Here is a 17,247-nt window from a genome sequence, read left to right as displayed (position 1 = left end):
ATTTCGTTATCTTGCTATTTTAATCTTCTAGCAGTACGGATCACGCAGCGTGGGGGTATACTGTCGGTAAGAGCAAGCGATTCGAAAACGGCTATGACAAAGGAGATGAAGTGTCTTGGAGGAACGGGTAACCGATGAGCGATGGCAGGCCATTATTCATAACGATGCGTCCTACGATGATCAATTTTTTTATGCGGTAAAAACGACGAAGATCTTTTGTAGACCGTCGTGCAAGTCGAAGCCGCCGAAGAGGGAGAACGTGCGGGTTTTCCAAAATGCAAGCCAAGCGATGCGGGAAGAATTTCGCCCATGTAAACGCTGCAAGCCCACGGGAGAGAGGTTGCCCGATCGTGAGTGGGTGGCACAAATTACACAGTACATTGATTCTCATTATAACGAAAAGCTGACGTTGGAGCATTTGGCTGATATGTGCCATGGCAGTCCGTTTCATTTGCAGCGAACCTTTAAGCGACTCATGGATATGACGCCCGTGGAGTACATCCAGAAAAAGCGGATAGAAAGGGCGAGAGAGCTGCTGGCTCATTCGAACAACCAAATCGCAGATGTTGCGCAAATGGTAGGAATGCCGAATACGCCGTATTTTATCACGTTGTTTAAAAAGATGACGGGCAAGACGCCGAGTGAATATCGCCAACTGTACGTCAAACAACAAACGACATAAGCGGCTCGTGAAATGTGATATCTTTAGAAGTAAGAAGCATCTGCATCCGAGAATAACCACCACTGTCTGATGGATTCACCACAACCACCGGGTGCTTTCCTTGATTTCTGGACCTCTGCTTATCAAGAGATTGAAGATGAGAAAGAAAAAGGAGCTCTGCCAAGATGAACGATACGAAAACCTTACGAGAAGTATTTAAAAAGACGACTTATCAAATCGCCGGGCACAGCAAGAGAGACCTCCTTCAATTGCAGCAGGTCCTGTCCAGGGTGGATGGGAATGTGGAGGGTGACATGTACGGAACAGGCGAACTCATCGAGGATTTTCAGCGCAAGATGGCCGAATATTTGGGTAAAGAGTCTGCCGTGTTCTTTCCCAGCGGTACGATGGCCCAACAAATCGCGTTGCGCATCTGGTGCGATGAGAAGGGTATCAAAAAGGTCGCCTATCATCCGCTCTGCCACTTGGAGATTCACGAGGAAGATGGGCTCAAGGAGCTGCATCAGATTGAGGCTGTTTTGCTGGCGGATAAAGACAGCGTGATTGAACTGGACGATGTTCTCGGCATGGACGACGATATCGCGTGCCTGTTGCTGGAATTGCCACAACGTGAGATTGGCGGACAGCTGCCCGCGTATGAGGATTTAGAGGCGATCTCCCGTTATTGTCGGGAAAAAGGAATTCGGCTGCACCTGGATGGTGCCCGGCTTTTGGAAATTCTGCCGTATTACCAGAAGTCAGCCGATGAGGTATGCGCCTTGTTCGATAGTGTGTACGTTTCCTTTTACAAAGGGATAGGCGGAATTGCCGGAGCGATCCTGGCTGGGGATGAAGACTTCACGAAGCAATCGAAGGTATGGAAAAGACGTCATGGCGGAGACTTGATTAGTTTGTACCCGTATATTGTTACGGCAGAATACCATTTTGAGCAGAGAAAGCATAAATTCAGTCAATATTACGAGCATGCAAAAGAACTGGCGGAGTTCTACAACCAATGCCAGGGGATATCCACGAGACCGGTCGTGCCTGTATCCAACATGTTTCATGTGCACGCAGATTTGCCGAAAGAAGAGCTCGAGCGTATCATGCTCTCACTTAGTGAAGAAACAGGAATTGGCTTCACGCATTATGTAAGACAGGACGGCGAATCTTCTAGCTCCTATGAGGTAAGTATTGGCGATCGGTATGCGATGATCCCGAAGGAAGAACTGGTATTAGCATTCGAAAAGCTAAATCAGAAAATAGCAGAGCAGAAATCAAAAGCCGACTAAATAAGTCAATTTCGGGGTGGTGGCAGTCTGGTGCTTACCGATTTCTACCGGGCTGCCGCGAATTGTTCCGAAAGAAGAGAAAGGAACCGATATGTTCATTATCAGACCGTACGAAAAAAGCGACTACCCTTCGATCATGGCTTACGATTTGCCGCAAGAACAAGCGATCTACACATCTATGCCAGTCGATGTGATCGAAGCATCTCAAAACAATCCTGGTCATAAGACCTATGTGGTTCTCGACCAAGGCCAGCTAATCGGCTGTTTTTCCTTATTCACACCACACACAGGCAATCCCTACACACCAAATGACCGAGCGATTATTTTCAAATCATTTTCGATCGATTCCCGCCATCAAAAGAAAGGCTACGCCTTGCGAGTATTCCATGGCTTGGCTGACATCGCGCGAGAGCATTACCCGGAGCGAGATGAAATCGTGTTGACGGTGCATCATACGAATACTCCGGCGATTCAGCTGTATAAGAAGGCGGGGCTAATCGATCAAGGATGGAGATTTGCGGGCGAGTATGGCGAGGAACTGATTTTTCATCTGGATTTGACAGCTTCAATATGAGTTGTTAAAATGAATGACAGTCAGTCATTGGTGGCCGTTCGGTAAAAGGAGGGAAGCGACTTGGCAATCAGCAAAGACGATAAATATTCCAAGATCCTCAACGCAGCTATCGAAATCATTTCGGAAAAAGGACTGGATAAGACGTCTATATCCGATATCGTGAAAAAAGCAGGGATTGCGCAAGGGACGTTTTACTTGTACTTCCCATCCAAAATGGCGCTGGTCCCAGCAATTGCGGATAATCTGCTGTCGATTACATTCCAGCGGATCAATGATAAGCTGCTGGGAAAAAGTGATATCGAGAGCGTTCTCGAAGTGTTGGTCGATGAGACTTTTTCCTTTACGGATGAATACAGGGATGTCATCATCCTTTGCTATTCCGGATTTGCCCTTGATAATTCATTGGAGACATGGGGAACGATCTACAAGCCTTTTTATGAGTGGATGGAAGGCGTCCTCATAAAAGCGATCAATGATAACGCCATCTTGAAAGATATTGATGTGAGATGGACGGCCAAAATCATTATTACGCTTATCGAAAATACAGCGGAACGCTATTACAGCAGCGACCAGAAGAATGTAGCACCAGATGAATATAAAGCGGAAATCCTTCGTTTTTGCAAAAGAGCATTAGGTGTCCAATAAAGAAGTATTGGAGCATATCCAATTCTTTTTTATTTGGCAGGAAATGACTGACGTTCATTCATTTTCATGCAACAAGAACTACGAAGAGGTGATTACCATGGCATGGTTTTACTTAATCATTGGCGGAATGATCGAAATTGCTTGGGCATTGGGACTGAAGTTCTCGGATGGGTTCACGAAGCCTGTCGTGAGTGTGGTCACGGTTCTATTGATCATTACCAGCTTCTACTTTTTTGCTCAGGCAATGAAGCGGATTCCAGTTGGAACTGCGTATGCGATCTTCACGGGGATTGGTGCAGCGGGAACGGCCGTTGTTGGATTTATGTTCTTGGGTGAGGATGTATCTTTTTTGAAAATCTTTTTTATCCTGTTGCTGCTCACGTGCATTATCGGATTGAAGCTGTCGAGCAAGCCGGAAGAAGAGAACGCATAACAACTTGGAGGTGGACAGTATGGCATGGGCGATGTTGATTATCGCAGGTTTCGCAGAAATTGGCGGGGTGATTTCATTAAAGCTGACTGAAGGATTTACAAAATGGAAGCCTACGGTTGCCTGTTTGATCTTTGCAAGTATTAGCTTTTATTTGCTCTCGACTGCTGTACAGACGCTCCCGGTCGGAACAGCTTATGCCGTATGGACGGGCATTGGGTCAGCAGGAAGCGTGCTGGTAGGGATGTTGTTTTTCAAAGAGTCGAGGGACAGGATGCGGATTCTGTTCATTACAGGGATTGTCATCAGTATTGTTGGTTTGAAGTTCATCGCTTAATGATAGCGAAAAGCCTCTTTCTGGCAGCGTATGCTGTAAGAAGGGGGCTTTTCGCTAGGTTTTCACTGGTTCGCCTGTATGCCAAATCGGGTAAACAATTGCCAGATCAGCTCTCGTCTGCTGGACACCCCGGTTTTTACGAAGATGGACTTCAAATGATCCTGAACCGTATAAGCGGAGATGTGCAGTGTGCGTGCGAGCTCCTTCGTGGAAGCGCCGCGGACAATCTGGTCGAGTATTTGCTTCTCCCGCACTGACAATCCATACGCTTCGGCGATGAGAGGCAGCATGTCAGTAGGTTTTGCGGGACCGAACAATACAGCCAAGTGGACCGTGCTGCTTTGGCTGTTCATGGGGCTTGCCTGAATCGTCATGTAAGGGCCATCTGGCATGCGAATGCAGACTTTTGCCATGGATGTCGTGTGAACCGATTCTGCCAGCTGGGAGAGTGCCCGCGAGCAAACCGCTCGCACTGGCCGGGGCAAGGTATCGCGATCAATCGACTCCCATTGGCGCAGCAGGGTCAGCCATTTTTCTGCTGTGGGATTGGCAGCGAGCAGGGTGAACTGATCCGACAGCATCAATATCCCCATCTCTTCTTCTATCCACGTATTCTCCTCAGCGGGTAAGGACAGACTCGTTTTTCGCAACTGATACGCAATCAGCGGAGCCAAAGCCAAAATACATTCACGCTCCTGCTCAGAAAAAAAGGGACGCCCCTGCGAACGAAACAGCGTCAAATAGCCCCAGCATGCACCGTCATACTTGAGGGCAGCACGCATTTCATCATGAAACCCGGCGGGGAGCAGAACATTGCGATAGCGGTCACTGCGTTCAAGCTGGCCCTCGGTCGCTTGGCTCAACGTCGCGACAGGCTCAGCCGCTTTGCACAAATCATCATACCGGTTGAAGTCCTCGCGCAAGTATTCATGCTCAAAAATGCCATGATGAATGGCTTCCACCCCGTCTTCTGTAATGGCTCCGGTGGACAAAAGTGTTTGCGGATCAACGGCGGTACAGCAGGCCCCGTCAAAAGGGACGAATTCTCGCAACAACTGCAAGAGCGCTGTCCGATAGTCTTGTGAGGAGTGAGAAAAGCGTTCAGCCAGTGCCATCACTTTTCGTTTGCTCGCTTCCTGATTTGTGTTCATCTGCATTCTCCTGTACGTCTATTGGCAAAAGGAAAATCCCAGCTTTGTGGGATGGTGCTCTCCTCGATCCTCTCTATAATTGAGAATGATTCTTAGTATAAATTTACAAGATACGCGAGGAGTTGGAAAGACCGTATGAGCCAGCAGCAGCGCTTTTTCATGATGATCGCGATTTGTCTGGGTGCATTCTTGTCACATTTTACGGCGGGGATTGTCAATGTTTCGCTTCCTCAGTTCACATACATTTTTCAGGCGGAGCTGGCGATCGCACAATGGATTACAACGGGTTATTTGCTTGTCATTGCGTCTCTTCTTCCTTTCATGGGCAAGCTGGGAGATCGATACGGGCATCGTGTGCTGCACAATTACGGCTTCCTGCTGTTCACGGTAAGCTCTGTCTTGGTGGCGTTTTCGACGACGATCACGATGCTGCTCATGCTTCGAATCGTGCAAGCCATCGGAGCGGCTATGTTCCAGGCTACCAATATCGCCCTCATTGCTATTTTGCTCCCAAAAGAAATGCGGGGAAGGGCAATGGGGATCATGAGTACAGCTGTTGCGCTTGGCGGCATGACCGGGCCGATTGCAGGTGGGATGATCGCGTCGTGGTTGAGCTGGGAGTGGCTGTTTCTGATTCATGTTCCTGTCGCCATCTTGGCTACGGGGCTGGCTTTTCGTTACATTCCTTCCCACGAGCAGACGAAGAAGGCCCGTTCACTTGATCTCGTTGGGGCAGGTCTGTTCATGCTGCTGGTCAGCTCAGTCATTATCGCGATCTCCAATGGAAACGGGTGGGGCTGGGCTTCAGAAGGGATGCTCATTCTTTTTGGGGGTGTACTCGTCTTAGCATGGGCGTTCGTCTGGTGGGAACGGCGACAGTCAGTGCCGTTTCTGCCCGTGGCGGTCTTTCGCTTATCAGCTGTGTCCAGTGGACTGTTTATTAGCTTCACTTCGTTTGTGCTCGCTAATCTCGTACTGGTTGTCCTGCCGTTCTACTTGCTTGATCAAGTACATGAATCCCCTTTGACGGCAGGGTATATGATGACTGCTTACCCACTGCTGCTGGCGCTGACGGGTCCTTTTAGTGGCTGGGCTTCAGACCGCTATCGAGCACGGCCGCTCATTTTTGCAGGTCTCGGTGCCATGGGGGCAGGGATGACCGTCTTGGCGATCTGGCTAGAGGCATTATCTGCGGTGGAAATCATCGCGGTACTGGCTTTGGTAGGAGCAGGTATGGGGCTGATTGCTTCGCCCAACAACAGCTACATCATGCGCCACGTTCCGATAGAGCATGCGGGCGCGATCGGAGGCATGATCGCCTTGACGAGGAATGCAGGGATGGTGGTCGGCGCAGCGTTGGGACTGGGCATGATGAACGGCGAATCGAGTCAAGCTGTGCAGCCGACGATCGATGCGTATCGTGCGGTTTTTGAAGCAGGAGGACTGATCTGCCTGAGCGGTTTGTTGGTCTGGTGGTATGCAGGACGTCTGGAGCGGCAGAAAAAGAGGGGCACAGAGGTGGAGAAGGCATGAGCAAGGATCGAATTGTGGTCGTCGGAGGGTACGGTCATGTAGGGGCAATCATATGCAAGAATTTGGGTAACGCATATCCGGGGCGGGTGTATGCAGCCGGACGAAGCTTGGAGAAGGCTGAAGCATTTTGCCGAGAAGCAGATGGGAAGGTGCTCCCGCTGCAACTCGATATTCACAAGCCGTTGGACCAAAGCAAGCTGGAAAAAGTAAAACTGGTGGTCATGTGTCTGGATCAGACGGATACGGCGTTTGTGGAAGGGTGTGTGCGGAATGGAACGCATTATCTCGATATTTCGGCGAATGGCCATTTTTTGACGCAAATCGAACAATGGGGGAGACAAACTGAAACGAAGGACATGGGAACCGCCGTGCTCAGTGTAGGACTGGCACCAGGACTGACCAACCTGCTCGCAGGGGAAGCTCATCGCTTGCTGGATCAGGTGAATGAGCTGGACATATTCGTTATGCTTGGTCTCGGTGATCGACACGGGAAGGCCGCGATTGAATGGACTGTCGATAACTTGTGCACGAGCTACGAGGTGATGAATAAGCATCAGCCTATGACTGTAGAGAGCATGACAGAGGGCAAGCTCGTTGATTTTGGACCTGAGTTGGGGAAAAAGCACGCATATCGATTTCCGTTTTCCGATCAGCAGACATTGGCGCGCACTTTGGGTGTCCCCACGGTATCAACGCGACTTTGTTTTGATCTGGATGGGATCACGAGGGTAGTGGCGGCCCTTCGGAGCATAGGAATTTGTCGATTACTCCATCAGCCAAAAGTACGGGAAGCCACGATTGAAGCGTTTGGGCGTTGGAAAATGGGGGATGATCGGTTTGCCATCAAGGTACAAGCACGGGGAAAACGGGGAACTAGCGAGACGACAGTTGAGTGTCTGCTTTACGGGCGCGATCAGTCCAACATGACCGCAATGGTGGCGGCTGCTGTAGCAAAATCGCTGTATGAAGAGGCGTTTCCTTCAGGAGTCCACCACATAGAACAACTGTTTTCATTTGAAAAAATGAGATTTTGGCTGGAGCAGGAAGCATCACTGACCATTTTTGTCAGGGTAGCCGGTCTATGATAGAGCTATCGACGAACCAAAGAGGGGGCTTTATCATGACGCACTATGCCAAAAACATGTACGACTTTCACGCGTGGGCGAATCAAACGTTAATCAATCGCTTGAAGGAACTTCCGGAAGGTGTTTACGAGCAGGAGGTCCAAAGCGTTTTCCCGACAGTAGCAAAAGTGATGGAGCATATTTATATGGTGGACCAAGGCTGGATTCTCATATTGCAGGGGATGGACATGCAAGCGGCGCTGAATGAGGCATGGCAGCGGGAAAAGGAATTAACGGGAAAAAGTCTGGAGGAAGTAGAGCGGAAGTATGCCGAGCTGGTTGAGCAATTCAGAGCTGTTCTCAGCCAAGAAGAAGATTTGGAACGGCGCATTGTCCTTGATAATCCGTACACGAGCGTACGCGATACGAGCTTGGCAGAAATCATCATGCAAGTGGTCAATCACGGAACGTATCATCGTGGAAACATAACGGCGATGCTGCGCCAAATGGGGCATCCTTCTGTCATGACAGATTATGCTCTATACTGGTACGCCAACTGACAAATCCCTCAGGCTGGAAGAGATTTCATTCTTCTGGCCTTGGGCTGTTGACAAGGAAGAATTTTAGTCCTATAATTATCTTAAATTCAAGATATTCATTTTTGTAACATCGTCATCCTACTTCCCCAAGCAGGAACATTTTTAAAAGCTATTATCTTTAATTTAAGATATTGAAAAATGAATGAGATAGAAAAAATCGAGGAGGAAGTCCCATGAGTGATTTCACTACCCTTGTCAAAAACAGAAGATCGGCAAACAAGTTTCTAACGGATGTAACGATAACACCTGCTGAGATCGATGAAATCATGTCGCTGGTCAAATTCGCGCCATCTGCATTCAACCTGCAGCATGCCCATTATGTAGTTGTCACCGATCCAGAAGCCAAGGAGCGAGTATATGAAGCGGCATATAGACAATATAAGGTGAAAACCGCTTCGGCAGTGGTGCTGGTGTTTGGAGACAAGGACGCGTACCAAAGCGTTGAGCGCATCAATGAAGGTCTGCTTCATTTAGGAATCATGGATCAACGCGAGTACGACCACAACAATGCTGCTGTCAAAACGATGTACGAGTCTGGAGGAGAGCAGTTCAAGCGAGATGAAGCGATCCGCAATGCGAATTTGTCCGCAATGCTGTTCATGCTCGCTGCAAAAGATAAAGGCTGGGATACTTGCCCGATGATCGGATTCGATCCAGCAGCCATCCAAGAGATAGCAAAGGTTCCGGACAGCTTTGTGCCAGCTTTGATGATCACGATTGGAAAAGAAGATACATCCAGTCAGCGTGTCAGAGGGTATCGCAAGCCCGTTGGAGAGTTCGTGAGCTACAACACATTCCAAGCAAGTAAATAAATTTGAGGAGGCTATTCAAAATGACACAACAAACGGCAGGAATTCACCATATCACGGCTTTTGTCACAAGCGCCCAAAATAACGTTGATTTTTATGCAGGGTTTCTCGGATTGCGCATGGTGAAAAAAACGATCAACTTCGATGCGCCAGATGTGTATCATCTGTACTTCGGGAATGAGGTCGGCAGTCCAGGTACCGCGATCACCTTTTTCCCGTGGGAATCTGGCCGCCGCGGACGCGTTGGCGGTGGGCAGGTTGGCTATACGACTTTCTTGATTCCGGTGGGGGCGTTTTCCTTCTGGGAGGATCGACTGAAAAAATTCGGGATCGAGTACCGCCGCGTGGAGCGTTTTAACGAAACGTATCTGCAATTTACGGACAGAGACGGCTTGCAGCTGGAGATCGTGGAACGTGAAGGCGGTCCAGCGAGCAAATGGTCCTTTGGCGGAGTGCCAGTTGATAAGGCGATCAAAGGTTTCGGCGGAGCGATCTTGTACAGCATGGCTCCAGCGCATACCATGGATGTTCTCGAGAGACTGATGGGACTGACCAGAGTTGGCGAAGAAAACGGCCTTGTCCGGTTCCAGGCTCACGGCGATTTGGGCAATGTCATTGACGTGAATGCTGAGCCGATACCAAGAGGAGTAGGTGGAGCAGGTACGATCCACCATATTGCATGGCGTGCTATAGATGATCAGGATCACCAACTGTGGCAGCAGCGCGCGGCCGAGTCCGGTCTCCATCCGACAGATATTATTGACCGTCAATATTTCAACGCCATTTACTTCCGCGAGCCGGGCGAGATTTTGTTTGAGATTGCGACTGATCCTCCGGGCTTTGAACGAGATGAGCCATTTGATACATTGGGTGAAAAACTGATGCTCCCTGAGTGGTATGAGCCACGTCGCGCCCAGATTGAGCAAGGCTTGCCGCCGATTACAGTCAGAGTGTTGGAGGAAGATAAATAATGAATCTGAAGCACATTTTTCGAAAAGGAACCGATTCAGAAGCACCAACCCTGTTGCTGCTTCACGGAACAGGCGGAGATGAGAACAACCTCTTGCCATTGGCCAATCGCATTTATCCAGGCGCTTCTGTTCTGAGCGTCCGTGGGAATGTTCTCGAAAACGGCATGCCGCGATTCTTCCGCCGCCTAGCTGAGGGAGTTTTTGACGAAGAGGATTTGGTCTACCGCACGCAGGAGCTGCATGAGTTTTTGGATCAGGCGGCGTTGACGTATCAGATCGAGCGAGACAATATCGTGGCAGTCGGCTATTCGAACGGGGCGAATATCGCAGGTAGTCTCCTGTTCCATTACCCGAATCCGCTAAAAGGGGCGATTCTTTACCACCCAATGGTTCCACGCCGTGGGATCGCTCTGCCTGATATGTCAGCCATTCCGGTGTTCATCGGAGCGGGCACGAATGATCCGATCTGTACTGCACAAGAGACCGAGGAGCTGAACCGACTACTGACAGAGGCAGGTGCTGACGTGACCGTGCATTGGGATTCGTATGGTCATCAGCTGACGGTGAAGGAAGTAGAGGCTTCGGCTGCGTGGTTTACAGAGAGATTTCGTAACTAATTGTTGAGTAACCGATGTGTAGCTCAAGTCCCAATCGCCTGCGTCTGGGGGCGGGAGCGATGGGTAGCGTCGCAAAGTCCCCGACCAAAGGCAGTCCGTAGGAACGATAGTCACACTGTGAGTGTCAAGGGATCTTGCTATGTCGAATGTATCGTTAGTATAATTACAAAAATTAAGGAAGAAGAGAAAGGTAAATATTCACATACACCAAAGCTTTCTGTAAAATACAGGAAGATTTGGTGTTTCTTTTGTTATTGCTAAGATGGATATGCACAATAATGAAGAAGGACGATACAAAGCAGCACAAGAGGGGATAGACAGTGATAGCAGTCGTTCTGACGTTAAAATTGCGATTGATGAGTTATACAAAAGCGGAAAGCTTAAAAAAATAAATAAACCGAACATAAAAAAAGAGAGTACCTGGACACTAGAAAGATTTACAGGTAAAGAAGAGGATTATGCAGATCAAGATCTTCCCCCTATTACGTAAGAAAAAAGAGAATCAGGAATAATCATTCCTGATTCTCCTTTTTGAAAGAAGGTGATATTTATGAAGAATAAATTAACCGTGTCTTTGGCTGCAACAGCAATAGTTGTGGTGCTAGTATTTGGATTTTTATATGTGGGGACTGGAAACGATTACTATAGAATTTCTGATGGAGCATCCTCAGAACAGATAGAAGCTTTAAAGAGTAATAAAATAGATTATTTGATCAAAGAAGATGGGGCTTTATGGATAAGAAGAAGTGATGAATTGAAAGTAGCACAATGCTGTACATAGTATGTTGAGTAACCAACTCTGAAGCAGCTGGAATATCTCCGAAAAAACACTCAAGAGCGGCGGGCCCATGTCTGCCGCTTTTTTGTGTGCGCAAACGGTTGTTTTTCCGGGAAAAGAGCATGCTTCCCGCAGATTTAATCAAATGTGTAAGAGTCTTCAAGAGCCAGCCGTATTCGTTCATCTCTTGTTCATATTGCTTCTTTACTATTGATTCCACGTTGATAGGTGCAAGCCATTGACGATTTGCAGGATGGTATACAAGTAAGTATCATTCAAAATAATGAAGCAGGAGAACCAGAGGGCGGAGTAACAAGGGGGCCAGCTTGATGAAACTGACGATTCTGATTGCAGATGACGATCCACATGTACGTGAGCTATTGCGATTTTACTTAGCAAAAGAGGGATATAACGTCTTGGCTTGTGTGGACGGAAATGAGGCTTCGCAGCTGTTGGAACAGGAATCAGTCCAGCTCGCCATCGTGGATGTGATGATGCCAGGCAAAAACGGCTGGGAGTTGTGCCGGGAGATACGGGAATTTTACGACATCCCTGTTATCATGCTAACGGCAAAGGGAGAGGTACGAGATAAGGAAAAAGGTTTTTTGGCGGGGACGGATGATTATTTGACCAAGCCATTTGAGCCTACCGAGTTGCTGTACCGCATCAAGGCCTTGCTGCGTCGCTATCAGATGGTCAGCAAACAGATCATCGTCATGAATGATACCGTCATCGATCGCATCAGCCATGTCGTGAAGGTGAAAGAAGAATTGATTCATTTACCGTTAAAGGAATTTGAACTGCTTGCCCAGCTTGCCAGTTTTCCCGATCGGATCTTTACCCGGGATCAACTGTTGGAGCTCGTGTGGGGTAGCGATACGGAGAGCGATAGTCGTACGATCGATGTGCATATTAAGCGGCTGCGAGAGAAATTTACGGAGAAAACAAATGACTTTGTCATTTCTACCGTTCGCGGCTTAGGCTACAAGCTGGAGGTACGAGGCACGTGAAATCTCTTTACATCCGGGTCGTTCTTACCTTCGTCGCAATTGCACTGATCAGCGGCACGCTGGGATTTTTGTTGGCAAATGAGTATTATCAACGAAATCTGCGTGCTTACAATGAACAAAAAATTACGAGCATCGGACAGCAAATGATCGATTTGTACGAGCATAAATCCACACTCGACCTGCCCACCTATATGACCCATGTTGCCAATTTGAATTTTCAGCTGCATCTTGTGGATGAGAATGGCGCAGTAAGCCAATTCGGAGCACCTTTCCGCGATCAGCAGATAGAGCCAGCCATCGTTCAAAAAGTGTTGGCAGGTGAGACCTACAGAGGGATCACAGAAGAACAGCATGGCTTGTTTGTGACCGGATTTTTTGAGAATACATTGAAAAACAGCATTGGCTTGCCGCTTACAGCAGAAGGGAAAAAATACGCCCTGTTTGTGCGGCCAAATATTGAGCAGCAGTTTGGCGAAGTGCATATCATGTTTGCCTTGCTGCTGGCAGCGATGTTTGTACTTAGCTTGATCCTGATCTTGATATTTACCCGTTATTTGGTGAAGCCGATCGAGAAACTGAGCCATGCGACCAAAAAGCTGGCAGAAGGGCAGTACGATATCCACCTGGACATCGCTCGACGGGACGAAATCGGCGATTTGGCCATGAATTTTTCCAGGATGACAGAGTCAATCAAACAACTGGACGAGATGCGCCAAGAGTTTGTCTCCAATGTCTCTCATGAAATCCAGTCGCCATTGACATCGATCCAAGGCTTTTCTCAAGCCATCCGCAGCGGCGGTGTGACAAGCGAACAGCGGGAGACGTACTTGACCATCATCGAAGAGGAGAGCAGACGGCTGTCTTCCTTGAGCAAGCAGCTGTTGACGCTCGCTTCTCTGGACAAAGAGACAGGTCTGTACGAACCGACACGTTTTCGTCTGGATGAGCAAATCAGGCAAGTCCTCTTAGTTTTGGAGCATCAGTGGCAACAAAAAAAACTCGCGATGGAGCTGACTTTACCGGAGACCTTTATCGTGGGTGACAAGCAGCTGCTCAATCAGGTATGGATGAACCTGCTTTCGAACAGTATCAAATTCACCCCGAGGTCTGGCTCTATTTACATTGCGATACAAAAGGATACGCGAATCGTCGTGACCATTCGGGATACGGGGATCGGCATGTCAGAAGAAGAGCAGGAGTATGTCTTTGACCGTTTTTACAAAGGAGACAAGTCACGCAATCGAGAAGCGACGGGAAGCGGTCTCGGTCTTTCTATCGTGCAAAAAATTTTGCAGGTCGCAAAAGGCAGCATTCACATTCAAAGCCGTATAGGTGAAGGGACAACGGTCACGGTCAGCCTACCGACGGGTGAACGTGAAGCAAAGGAGTGACTTCCATGAATATCGGCGATCAGGCAGCGGTTTACCCGGAAAACGAGTGTAAACCGCCATGGTTAATCAAATGTTTAAAATGCGGGAGTAACAAAAAAGCCCGAGCATCAGGTAGCTCGGACAATGGTTTTCTGTTCTTTGGCGTGTTCAATCCCCGCAGATATGAGATGGCGTACATGGTCATCATCCAACGAGTAAAAAACAAGCTTTCCTTCTTTGCGATACTTAGCCAGTCCCATGTTGCGCAGAAGCCGCAAATGGTGGGAGGTATTAGCGATCGAGCTTCCGATGATAGCAGCCACATCACAGACACAGAGCTCGTCTTCCATCGAGAGGATGTGAATGATTTTGGCGCGGGTGTCATCGGCCAACGCCTTGAAGATTTTTGCTACCCCTTCTGATTCTGTGGCGAACGGTTTTAACCGATTTACTTTTTCCTCATCAAAACATTGGATTTCACAGATGTCATCCACTGTAACCATCACCTCATGCTCTACAATGTCCTACTATTATAGACATTCGTGGAGAAAGTGAAAAGGAAAAACGACATTTTCATGGCAGTGTAGTGTCCCTCTCTGTTTTCGTGTAAGATGAACATGATCCAAGAAATGGGGAGAGAATACCATGAGTGCGCAACCAAAGTGCCCGAAGTGCCGTTCTGCGAAAATCGATTTGACGGAATCGATCAATAAGCCATTATACATAACCATATATGCAGCGGTATTGGCAGTGCTTGCCTTTATCGGCATTTCGGTGAAAGGGACTCCTGTCATCTTTTTGTTCCTCGGGCTGTCAGGTGCCTTTATCCTGTTTGCCGTTCGTCTTGCCTTAGAAAAGCGTAAAGTAATCAAGTGCATCTGTCTGGACTGTGGGGAGCGTTGGCAGACCACCCCAACACCAGTAGAAGCCCGTACCAAGTAACAAGACTCCTAGAAATAGGGGTCTTGTTCTTTATTCTCGATCTGTAAAAAAATGGGTGAAATATTCAAATCAATTCTTGAACGTACCAGAAGGATACGATAATATAATAATTAAATATTTGTTTGAATGTTTGTGGATTGATTTCATTCGAAGCTGGGCAAAATAGATGCTTGGAAAAAGGTGAGAACAGATGGCAGAAGAACGAAAAAAAGATGAGTGTTGCAGTGGGCATCAATGCGGCAGTGAGCATAAACATGCTGGTAAAAATCTCACGGTTCTCGAGTCTGCGGCTGCGGCAACAGAAAGCGCAGGCATTCTTTCTTCACAGGCTGTTGTCTATCGCGTGACAGGTATGGATTGCAGTTCGTGCGCCAAATCGCTGGAAAAGCATATGCAGACGTTGTCAGCAGTAAAAGAGGTAAACGTGAACTTTTCCACGGGTAAAATGCAGCTCGTCGCAGATGGGCTGGGTGCCGATGTGGTGATCAAAGAAGTCGCCAAGGCCGGGTACAGTGCCATGCTGCTTACGAGACGTACCGCCAAAGCAATACCGAAAACGGATCAAGCAGGGACGGTACTGACGACGATTTCCGGTGTGTTGTTGGCTCTCGGTTTTCTAGGTTCCTTGTCGCCAAGCGTATCTCCACTCGTCGTGACTGTGCTCTATGCGTTGTCGATCATAAGTGGCGGCTACCGACCTGCGCGCAGTGCTTTTTACGCGATGAAAAGCGGTTCACTGGATATGAACGTATTGATGTCTGTTGCGGCTATAGGAGCAGCCTTAATCGGTGAGTGGCTGGAGGGCGCGACGGTCGTCTGGCTCTTTTCCATCGGAAACTTGCTGCAGACCAAGTCGATTGAAAAAACGCGTGACTCCATACGCAATCTGATGGATTTGGCTCCGCCCGAGGCATGGGTCAAGGTAGGGGAGTCTCTTACCCGCAAGCCAGTTGAGGACATCGCTGTCGGCCAAGTCATCGTAGTGAAGCCGGGAGAGAAAATCCCGCTGGATGGTGTGATTGTACACGGGACATCGAGCGTCAATCAGGCTCCGATTACAGGTGAGTCGATTCCCGTAGATAAGCTGGTCGGCGACAGTGTTTTTGCAGGGAGTGTCAACGAAAGCGGCGCGGTGGAGATCCAGGTAACAAAGCTGGTGGAGGATACGGCGATTGCCAGAATCATTCATCTCGTGGAGGAAGCGCAGGAGAAAAAAGCGCCTACTCAGGCGTTCGTCGACAAATTCGCTGCGATCTACACGCCAATCGTGCTCGTGCTTGCTTTGTTCGTGATCGTATTCCCGCCATTACTCGGACTCGGTACTTGGGGAGAATGGTTTTACAGAGGTCTTGAGCTGCTGGTTGTTGCTTGCCCGTGCGCACTGGTTATTTCCACGCCAGTTGCGATTGTGTCCGCGATTGGAAATGCCGCGAGAAACGGCGTTTTGATCAAGGGCGGTACGTTTTTGGAAAAGGCAGGAGCTATCACCGCAATTGCCTTCGATAAAACAGGCACATTGACGGAAGGAAAACCACAGGTTGCAGCTGTTATCGAGATGGAGGGAAGCGAAGACGAAGTAGTGTCGATCGCCAGAACGATTGAAGAGCGTTCTTCCCATCCGATTGCACAAGCGATCCTGACCTATGCGAAACAAAAGCAGGTTGCTTCCCAGAGTGGGCAAAATTTCAAGGCGATCGTCGGAAAAGGGGCGAGCGCTGTCATCGGAGCCGAAACATTTTATGCAGGGAAGCCCGCCCTGTTTCAAGAGCTGGGAGTCGATCTCTCGGCATGGCAAACGAAAATCGAGTCGTTGCAGAGCGAGGGACATACACTGGTAGTTATCGGTACGGCAACGAAATTGATCGGGATGATTGCCGTTGCCGACACCATTCGAGCGATTACAGTTAGTGCCATTGGCAAGCTCAAGGCCGCAGGAATCGAAGACATCGTGATGCTGACTGGTGACAATGCGGGTACGGCGAAAAAGGTAGCGAGTCAGACTGGTGTGAACCGTTATTTTGCAGAGCTGCTGCCACAAGATAAGGTTGAGGCAGTCAAGCGACTGCAGCAAGAAGGCAAGGTCGTCGCCATGGTGGGGGACGGAATCAACGATGCGCCTGCTCTCGCATCAGCTGATTTGGGGATTGCCATGGGTGGAGCTGGCACCGATACGGCAATGGAAACCGCGGATATCGTACTGATGGCTGACAATCTCGAAAAGCTGCCGCACACGATGAAGGTCAGCAGAAAAGCACTCACGATTATCAAGCAAAACATCTGGTTTTCGATCATCGTAAAGCTGGTTGCACTCGTGCTGATATTCCCAGGCTATCTAACCTTGTGGCTGGCGGTGCTCAGCGACACGGGAGCCGCCTTGCTGGTCATCTTAAACAGCATGAGACTCTTGCGAATGAAGGACTAAATAATAAAGGGAGATGAGCTGTCAAAGCTCTCTCCCTTTTCT

At 48.7% G+C, this 17,247-nt stretch carries 20 protein-coding genes; 18 read left to right on the top strand and 2 right to left on the bottom strand.

Annotation, left to right across the window (positions count from 1 at the left end; all coding sequences use genetic code 11):
- The first annotated feature begins 115 nt into the window (after nt 1–115).
- The 6 genes from EL268_RS28685 to EL268_RS28660 all read left to right on the top strand — a co-directional run bounded on the left by EL268_RS28685 (nt 116) and on the right by EL268_RS28660 (nt 3,939).
- Nucleotides 116–682: a bifunctional transcriptional activator/DNA repair enzyme AdaA gene (locus EL268_RS28685; protein WP_106657401.1), complete on the top strand. Its 567-nt coding sequence runs from the start codon at nt 116–118 to the stop codon at nt 680–682.
- 164 nt (nt 683–846) lie between these two features.
- Nucleotides 847–1,953 (top strand): threonine aldolase family protein, encoded by a 1,107-nt coding sequence (locus EL268_RS28680; RefSeq protein WP_106657400.1) that lies wholly within the window; start codon nt 847–849, stop codon nt 1,951–1,953.
- Nucleotides 1,954–1,972: 19 nt separating this feature from the next.
- Nucleotides 1,973–2,527, top strand: coding sequence for a GNAT family N-acetyltransferase (locus tag EL268_RS28675; protein ID WP_232030143.1), 555 nt, complete (start codon nt 1,973–1,975; stop codon nt 2,525–2,527).
- Between the two features lie 60 nt (nt 2,528–2,587).
- On the top strand, nt 2,588–3,172 hold the full coding sequence (locus tag EL268_RS28670; RefSeq protein WP_106657398.1) for a TetR/AcrR family transcriptional regulator: 585 nt from the start codon (nt 2,588–2,590) through the stop codon (nt 3,170–3,172).
- Nucleotides 3,173–3,269: 97 nt separating this feature from the next.
- Nucleotides 3,270–3,605: a DMT family transporter gene (locus tag EL268_RS28665; RefSeq protein WP_106657447.1), complete on the top strand. Its 336-nt coding sequence runs from the start codon at nt 3,270–3,272 to the stop codon at nt 3,603–3,605.
- A 19-nt stretch (nt 3,606–3,624) separates the two neighbouring features.
- Nucleotides 3,625–3,939 (top strand): DMT family transporter, encoded by a 315-nt coding sequence (locus EL268_RS28660; RefSeq protein ID WP_106657397.1) that lies wholly within the window; start codon nt 3,625–3,627, stop codon nt 3,937–3,939.
- A gap of 62 nt (nt 3,940–4,001) precedes the next feature.
- Here the strand turns inward: EL268_RS28660 and EL268_RS28655 are convergent, their stop codons facing one another.
- A complete protein-coding gene (locus EL268_RS28655) occupies nt 4,002–5,090 on the bottom strand; it encodes a response regulator transcription factor (protein ID WP_106657396.1) in 1,089 nt (362 codons plus the stop codon).
- 135 nt (nt 5,091–5,225) lie between these two features.
- On the opposite strand from EL268_RS28655, the gene EL268_RS28650 reads away from it, so the two are divergent.
- The 10 genes from EL268_RS28650 (at nt 5,226) to EL268_RS28605 (ending at nt 13,862) form a co-directional block, all read left to right on the top strand.
- Complete coding sequence (locus tag EL268_RS28650; RefSeq protein WP_106657395.1) at nt 5,226–6,623, top strand: MFS transporter; 1,398 nt, start codon at nt 5,226–5,228, stop codon at nt 6,621–6,623.
- Nucleotides 6,620–7,708: a saccharopine dehydrogenase family protein gene (locus EL268_RS28645; RefSeq protein WP_106657394.1), complete on the top strand. Its 1,089-nt coding sequence runs from the start codon at nt 6,620–6,622 to the stop codon at nt 7,706–7,708. Before EL268_RS28650 ends, EL268_RS28645 begins: the two co-directional genes overlap by 4 nt.
- Before the next feature lie 35 nt (nt 7,709–7,743).
- Nucleotides 7,744–8,247 (top strand): DinB family protein, encoded by a 504-nt coding sequence (locus tag EL268_RS28640; protein WP_106657393.1) that lies wholly within the window; start codon nt 7,744–7,746, stop codon nt 8,245–8,247.
- A gap of 212 nt (nt 8,248–8,459) precedes the next feature.
- Nucleotides 8,460–9,098 (top strand): nitroreductase family protein, encoded by a 639-nt coding sequence (locus tag EL268_RS28635; RefSeq protein ID WP_106657392.1) that lies wholly within the window; start codon nt 8,460–8,462, stop codon nt 9,096–9,098.
- A 20-nt stretch (nt 9,099–9,118) separates the two neighbouring features.
- On the top strand, nt 9,119–10,066 hold the full coding sequence (locus EL268_RS28630; protein WP_106657391.1) for a ring-cleaving dioxygenase: 948 nt from the start codon (nt 9,119–9,121) through the stop codon (nt 10,064–10,066).
- Entirely contained in the window at nt 10,066–10,683 is a 618-nt protein-coding gene (locus tag EL268_RS28625) for an alpha/beta hydrolase (RefSeq protein WP_164724537.1), read from the top strand. Before EL268_RS28630 ends, EL268_RS28625 begins: the two co-directional genes overlap by 1 nt.
- A 262-nt stretch (nt 10,684–10,945) precedes the next feature.
- Nucleotides 10,946–11,173: a hypothetical protein gene (locus EL268_RS28620; RefSeq protein ID WP_232030142.1), complete on the top strand. Its 228-nt coding sequence runs from the start codon at nt 10,946–10,948 to the stop codon at nt 11,171–11,173.
- Nucleotides 11,174–11,233: 60 nt separating this feature from the next.
- The gene (locus EL268_RS28615) at nt 11,234–11,464 is read left to right on the top strand and encodes a hypothetical protein (RefSeq protein WP_106657390.1); all 231 of its coding nucleotides are present in this window, start codon (nt 11,234–11,236) and stop codon (nt 11,462–11,464) included.
- 326 nt (nt 11,465–11,790) lie between these two features.
- On the top strand, nt 11,791–12,471 hold the full coding sequence (locus tag EL268_RS28610) for a response regulator transcription factor (protein ID WP_106657389.1): 681 nt from the start codon (nt 11,791–11,793) through the stop codon (nt 12,469–12,471).
- Nucleotides 12,468–13,862: a sensor histidine kinase gene (locus EL268_RS28605; protein WP_106657388.1), complete on the top strand. Its 1,395-nt coding sequence runs from the start codon at nt 12,468–12,470 to the stop codon at nt 13,860–13,862. The genes EL268_RS28610 and EL268_RS28605 overlap by 4 nt, the downstream gene beginning before the upstream one ends.
- A gap of 107 nt (nt 13,863–13,969) precedes the next feature.
- Here EL268_RS28605 and EL268_RS28600 read toward each other — a convergent pair whose 3' ends face one another.
- Nucleotides 13,970–14,344: an ArsR/SmtB family transcription factor gene (locus EL268_RS28600; RefSeq protein WP_035290894.1), complete on the bottom strand. Its 375-nt coding sequence runs from the start codon at nt 14,342–14,344 to the stop codon at nt 13,970–13,972.
- A gap of 142 nt (nt 14,345–14,486) precedes the next feature.
- On the opposite strand from EL268_RS28600, the gene EL268_RS28595 reads away from it, so the two are divergent.
- Together EL268_RS28595 and EL268_RS28590 are read left to right on the top strand one after the other, a co-directional pair.
- Nucleotides 14,487–14,783 (top strand): hypothetical protein, encoded by a 297-nt coding sequence (locus tag EL268_RS28595; RefSeq protein ID WP_106657387.1) that lies wholly within the window; start codon nt 14,487–14,489, stop codon nt 14,781–14,783.
- A gap of 190 nt (nt 14,784–14,973) precedes the next feature.
- On the top strand, nt 14,974–17,205 hold the full coding sequence (locus EL268_RS28590) for a heavy metal translocating P-type ATPase (RefSeq protein WP_106657386.1): 2,232 nt from the start codon (nt 14,974–14,976) through the stop codon (nt 17,203–17,205).
- The last annotated feature ends 42 nt before the right edge of the window (nt 17,206–17,247 follow it).

Origin of the sequence: Brevibacillus brevis (genome assembly GCF_900637055.1) — a bacterium.
GTDB lineage: Bacteria > Bacillota > Bacilli > Brevibacillales > Brevibacillaceae > Brevibacillus > Brevibacillus brevis.
Note: the sequence above shows the minus strand (reverse complement) of the source record. Positions and strands in the feature narration are given on the sequence as shown.

What these genes read in the sequence shown, in the direction of transcription:
- EL268_RS28680 (WP_106657400.1), top strand. Translation starts at nt 847, where the DNA reads ATGAACGATACGAAAACCTTACGAGAAGTATTTAAAAAGACGACTTAT.
- EL268_RS28620 (WP_232030142.1), top strand. Translation starts at nt 10,946, where the DNA reads ATGGATATGCACAATAATGAAGAAGGACGATACAAAGCAGCACAAGAG.
- EL268_RS28660 (WP_106657397.1), top strand. Translation starts at nt 3,625, where the DNA reads ATGGCATGGGCGATGTTGATTATCGCAGGTTTCGCAGAAATTGGCGGG.
- EL268_RS28640 (WP_106657393.1), top strand. Translation starts at nt 7,744, where the DNA reads ATGACGCACTATGCCAAAAACATGTACGACTTTCACGCGTGGGCGAAT.
- EL268_RS28610 (WP_106657389.1), top strand. Translation starts at nt 11,791, where the DNA reads ATGAAACTGACGATTCTGATTGCAGATGACGATCCACATGTACGTGAG.
- EL268_RS28600 (WP_035290894.1), bottom strand. Translation starts at nt 14,344, where the DNA reads ATGGTTACAGTGGATGACATCTGTGAAATCCAATGTTTTGATGAGGAA.
- EL268_RS28595 (WP_106657387.1), top strand. Translation starts at nt 14,487, where the DNA reads ATGAGTGCGCAACCAAAGTGCCCGAAGTGCCGTTCTGCGAAAATCGAT.
- EL268_RS28665 (WP_106657447.1), top strand. Translation starts at nt 3,270, where the DNA reads ATGGCATGGTTTTACTTAATCATTGGCGGAATGATCGAAATTGCTTGG.
- EL268_RS28590 (WP_106657386.1), top strand. Translation starts at nt 14,974, where the DNA reads ATGGCAGAAGAACGAAAAAAAGATGAGTGTTGCAGTGGGCATCAATGC.
- EL268_RS28630 (WP_106657391.1), top strand. Translation starts at nt 9,119, where the DNA reads ATGACACAACAAACGGCAGGAATTCACCATATCACGGCTTTTGTCACA.
- EL268_RS28645 (WP_106657394.1), top strand. Translation starts at nt 6,620, where the DNA reads ATGAGCAAGGATCGAATTGTGGTCGTCGGAGGGTACGGTCATGTAGGG.
- EL268_RS28625 (WP_164724537.1), top strand. Translation starts at nt 10,066, where the DNA reads ATGAATCTGAAGCACATTTTTCGAAAAGGAACCGATTCAGAAGCACCA.
- EL268_RS28615 (WP_106657390.1), top strand. Translation starts at nt 11,234, where the DNA reads ATGAAGAATAAATTAACCGTGTCTTTGGCTGCAACAGCAATAGTTGTG.
- EL268_RS28655 (WP_106657396.1), bottom strand. Translation starts at nt 5,090, where the DNA reads ATGAACACAAATCAGGAAGCGAGCAAACGAAAAGTGATGGCACTGGCT.
- EL268_RS28650 (WP_106657395.1), top strand. Translation starts at nt 5,226, where the DNA reads ATGAGCCAGCAGCAGCGCTTTTTCATGATGATCGCGATTTGTCTGGGT.
- EL268_RS28635 (WP_106657392.1), top strand. Translation starts at nt 8,460, where the DNA reads ATGAGTGATTTCACTACCCTTGTCAAAAACAGAAGATCGGCAAACAAG.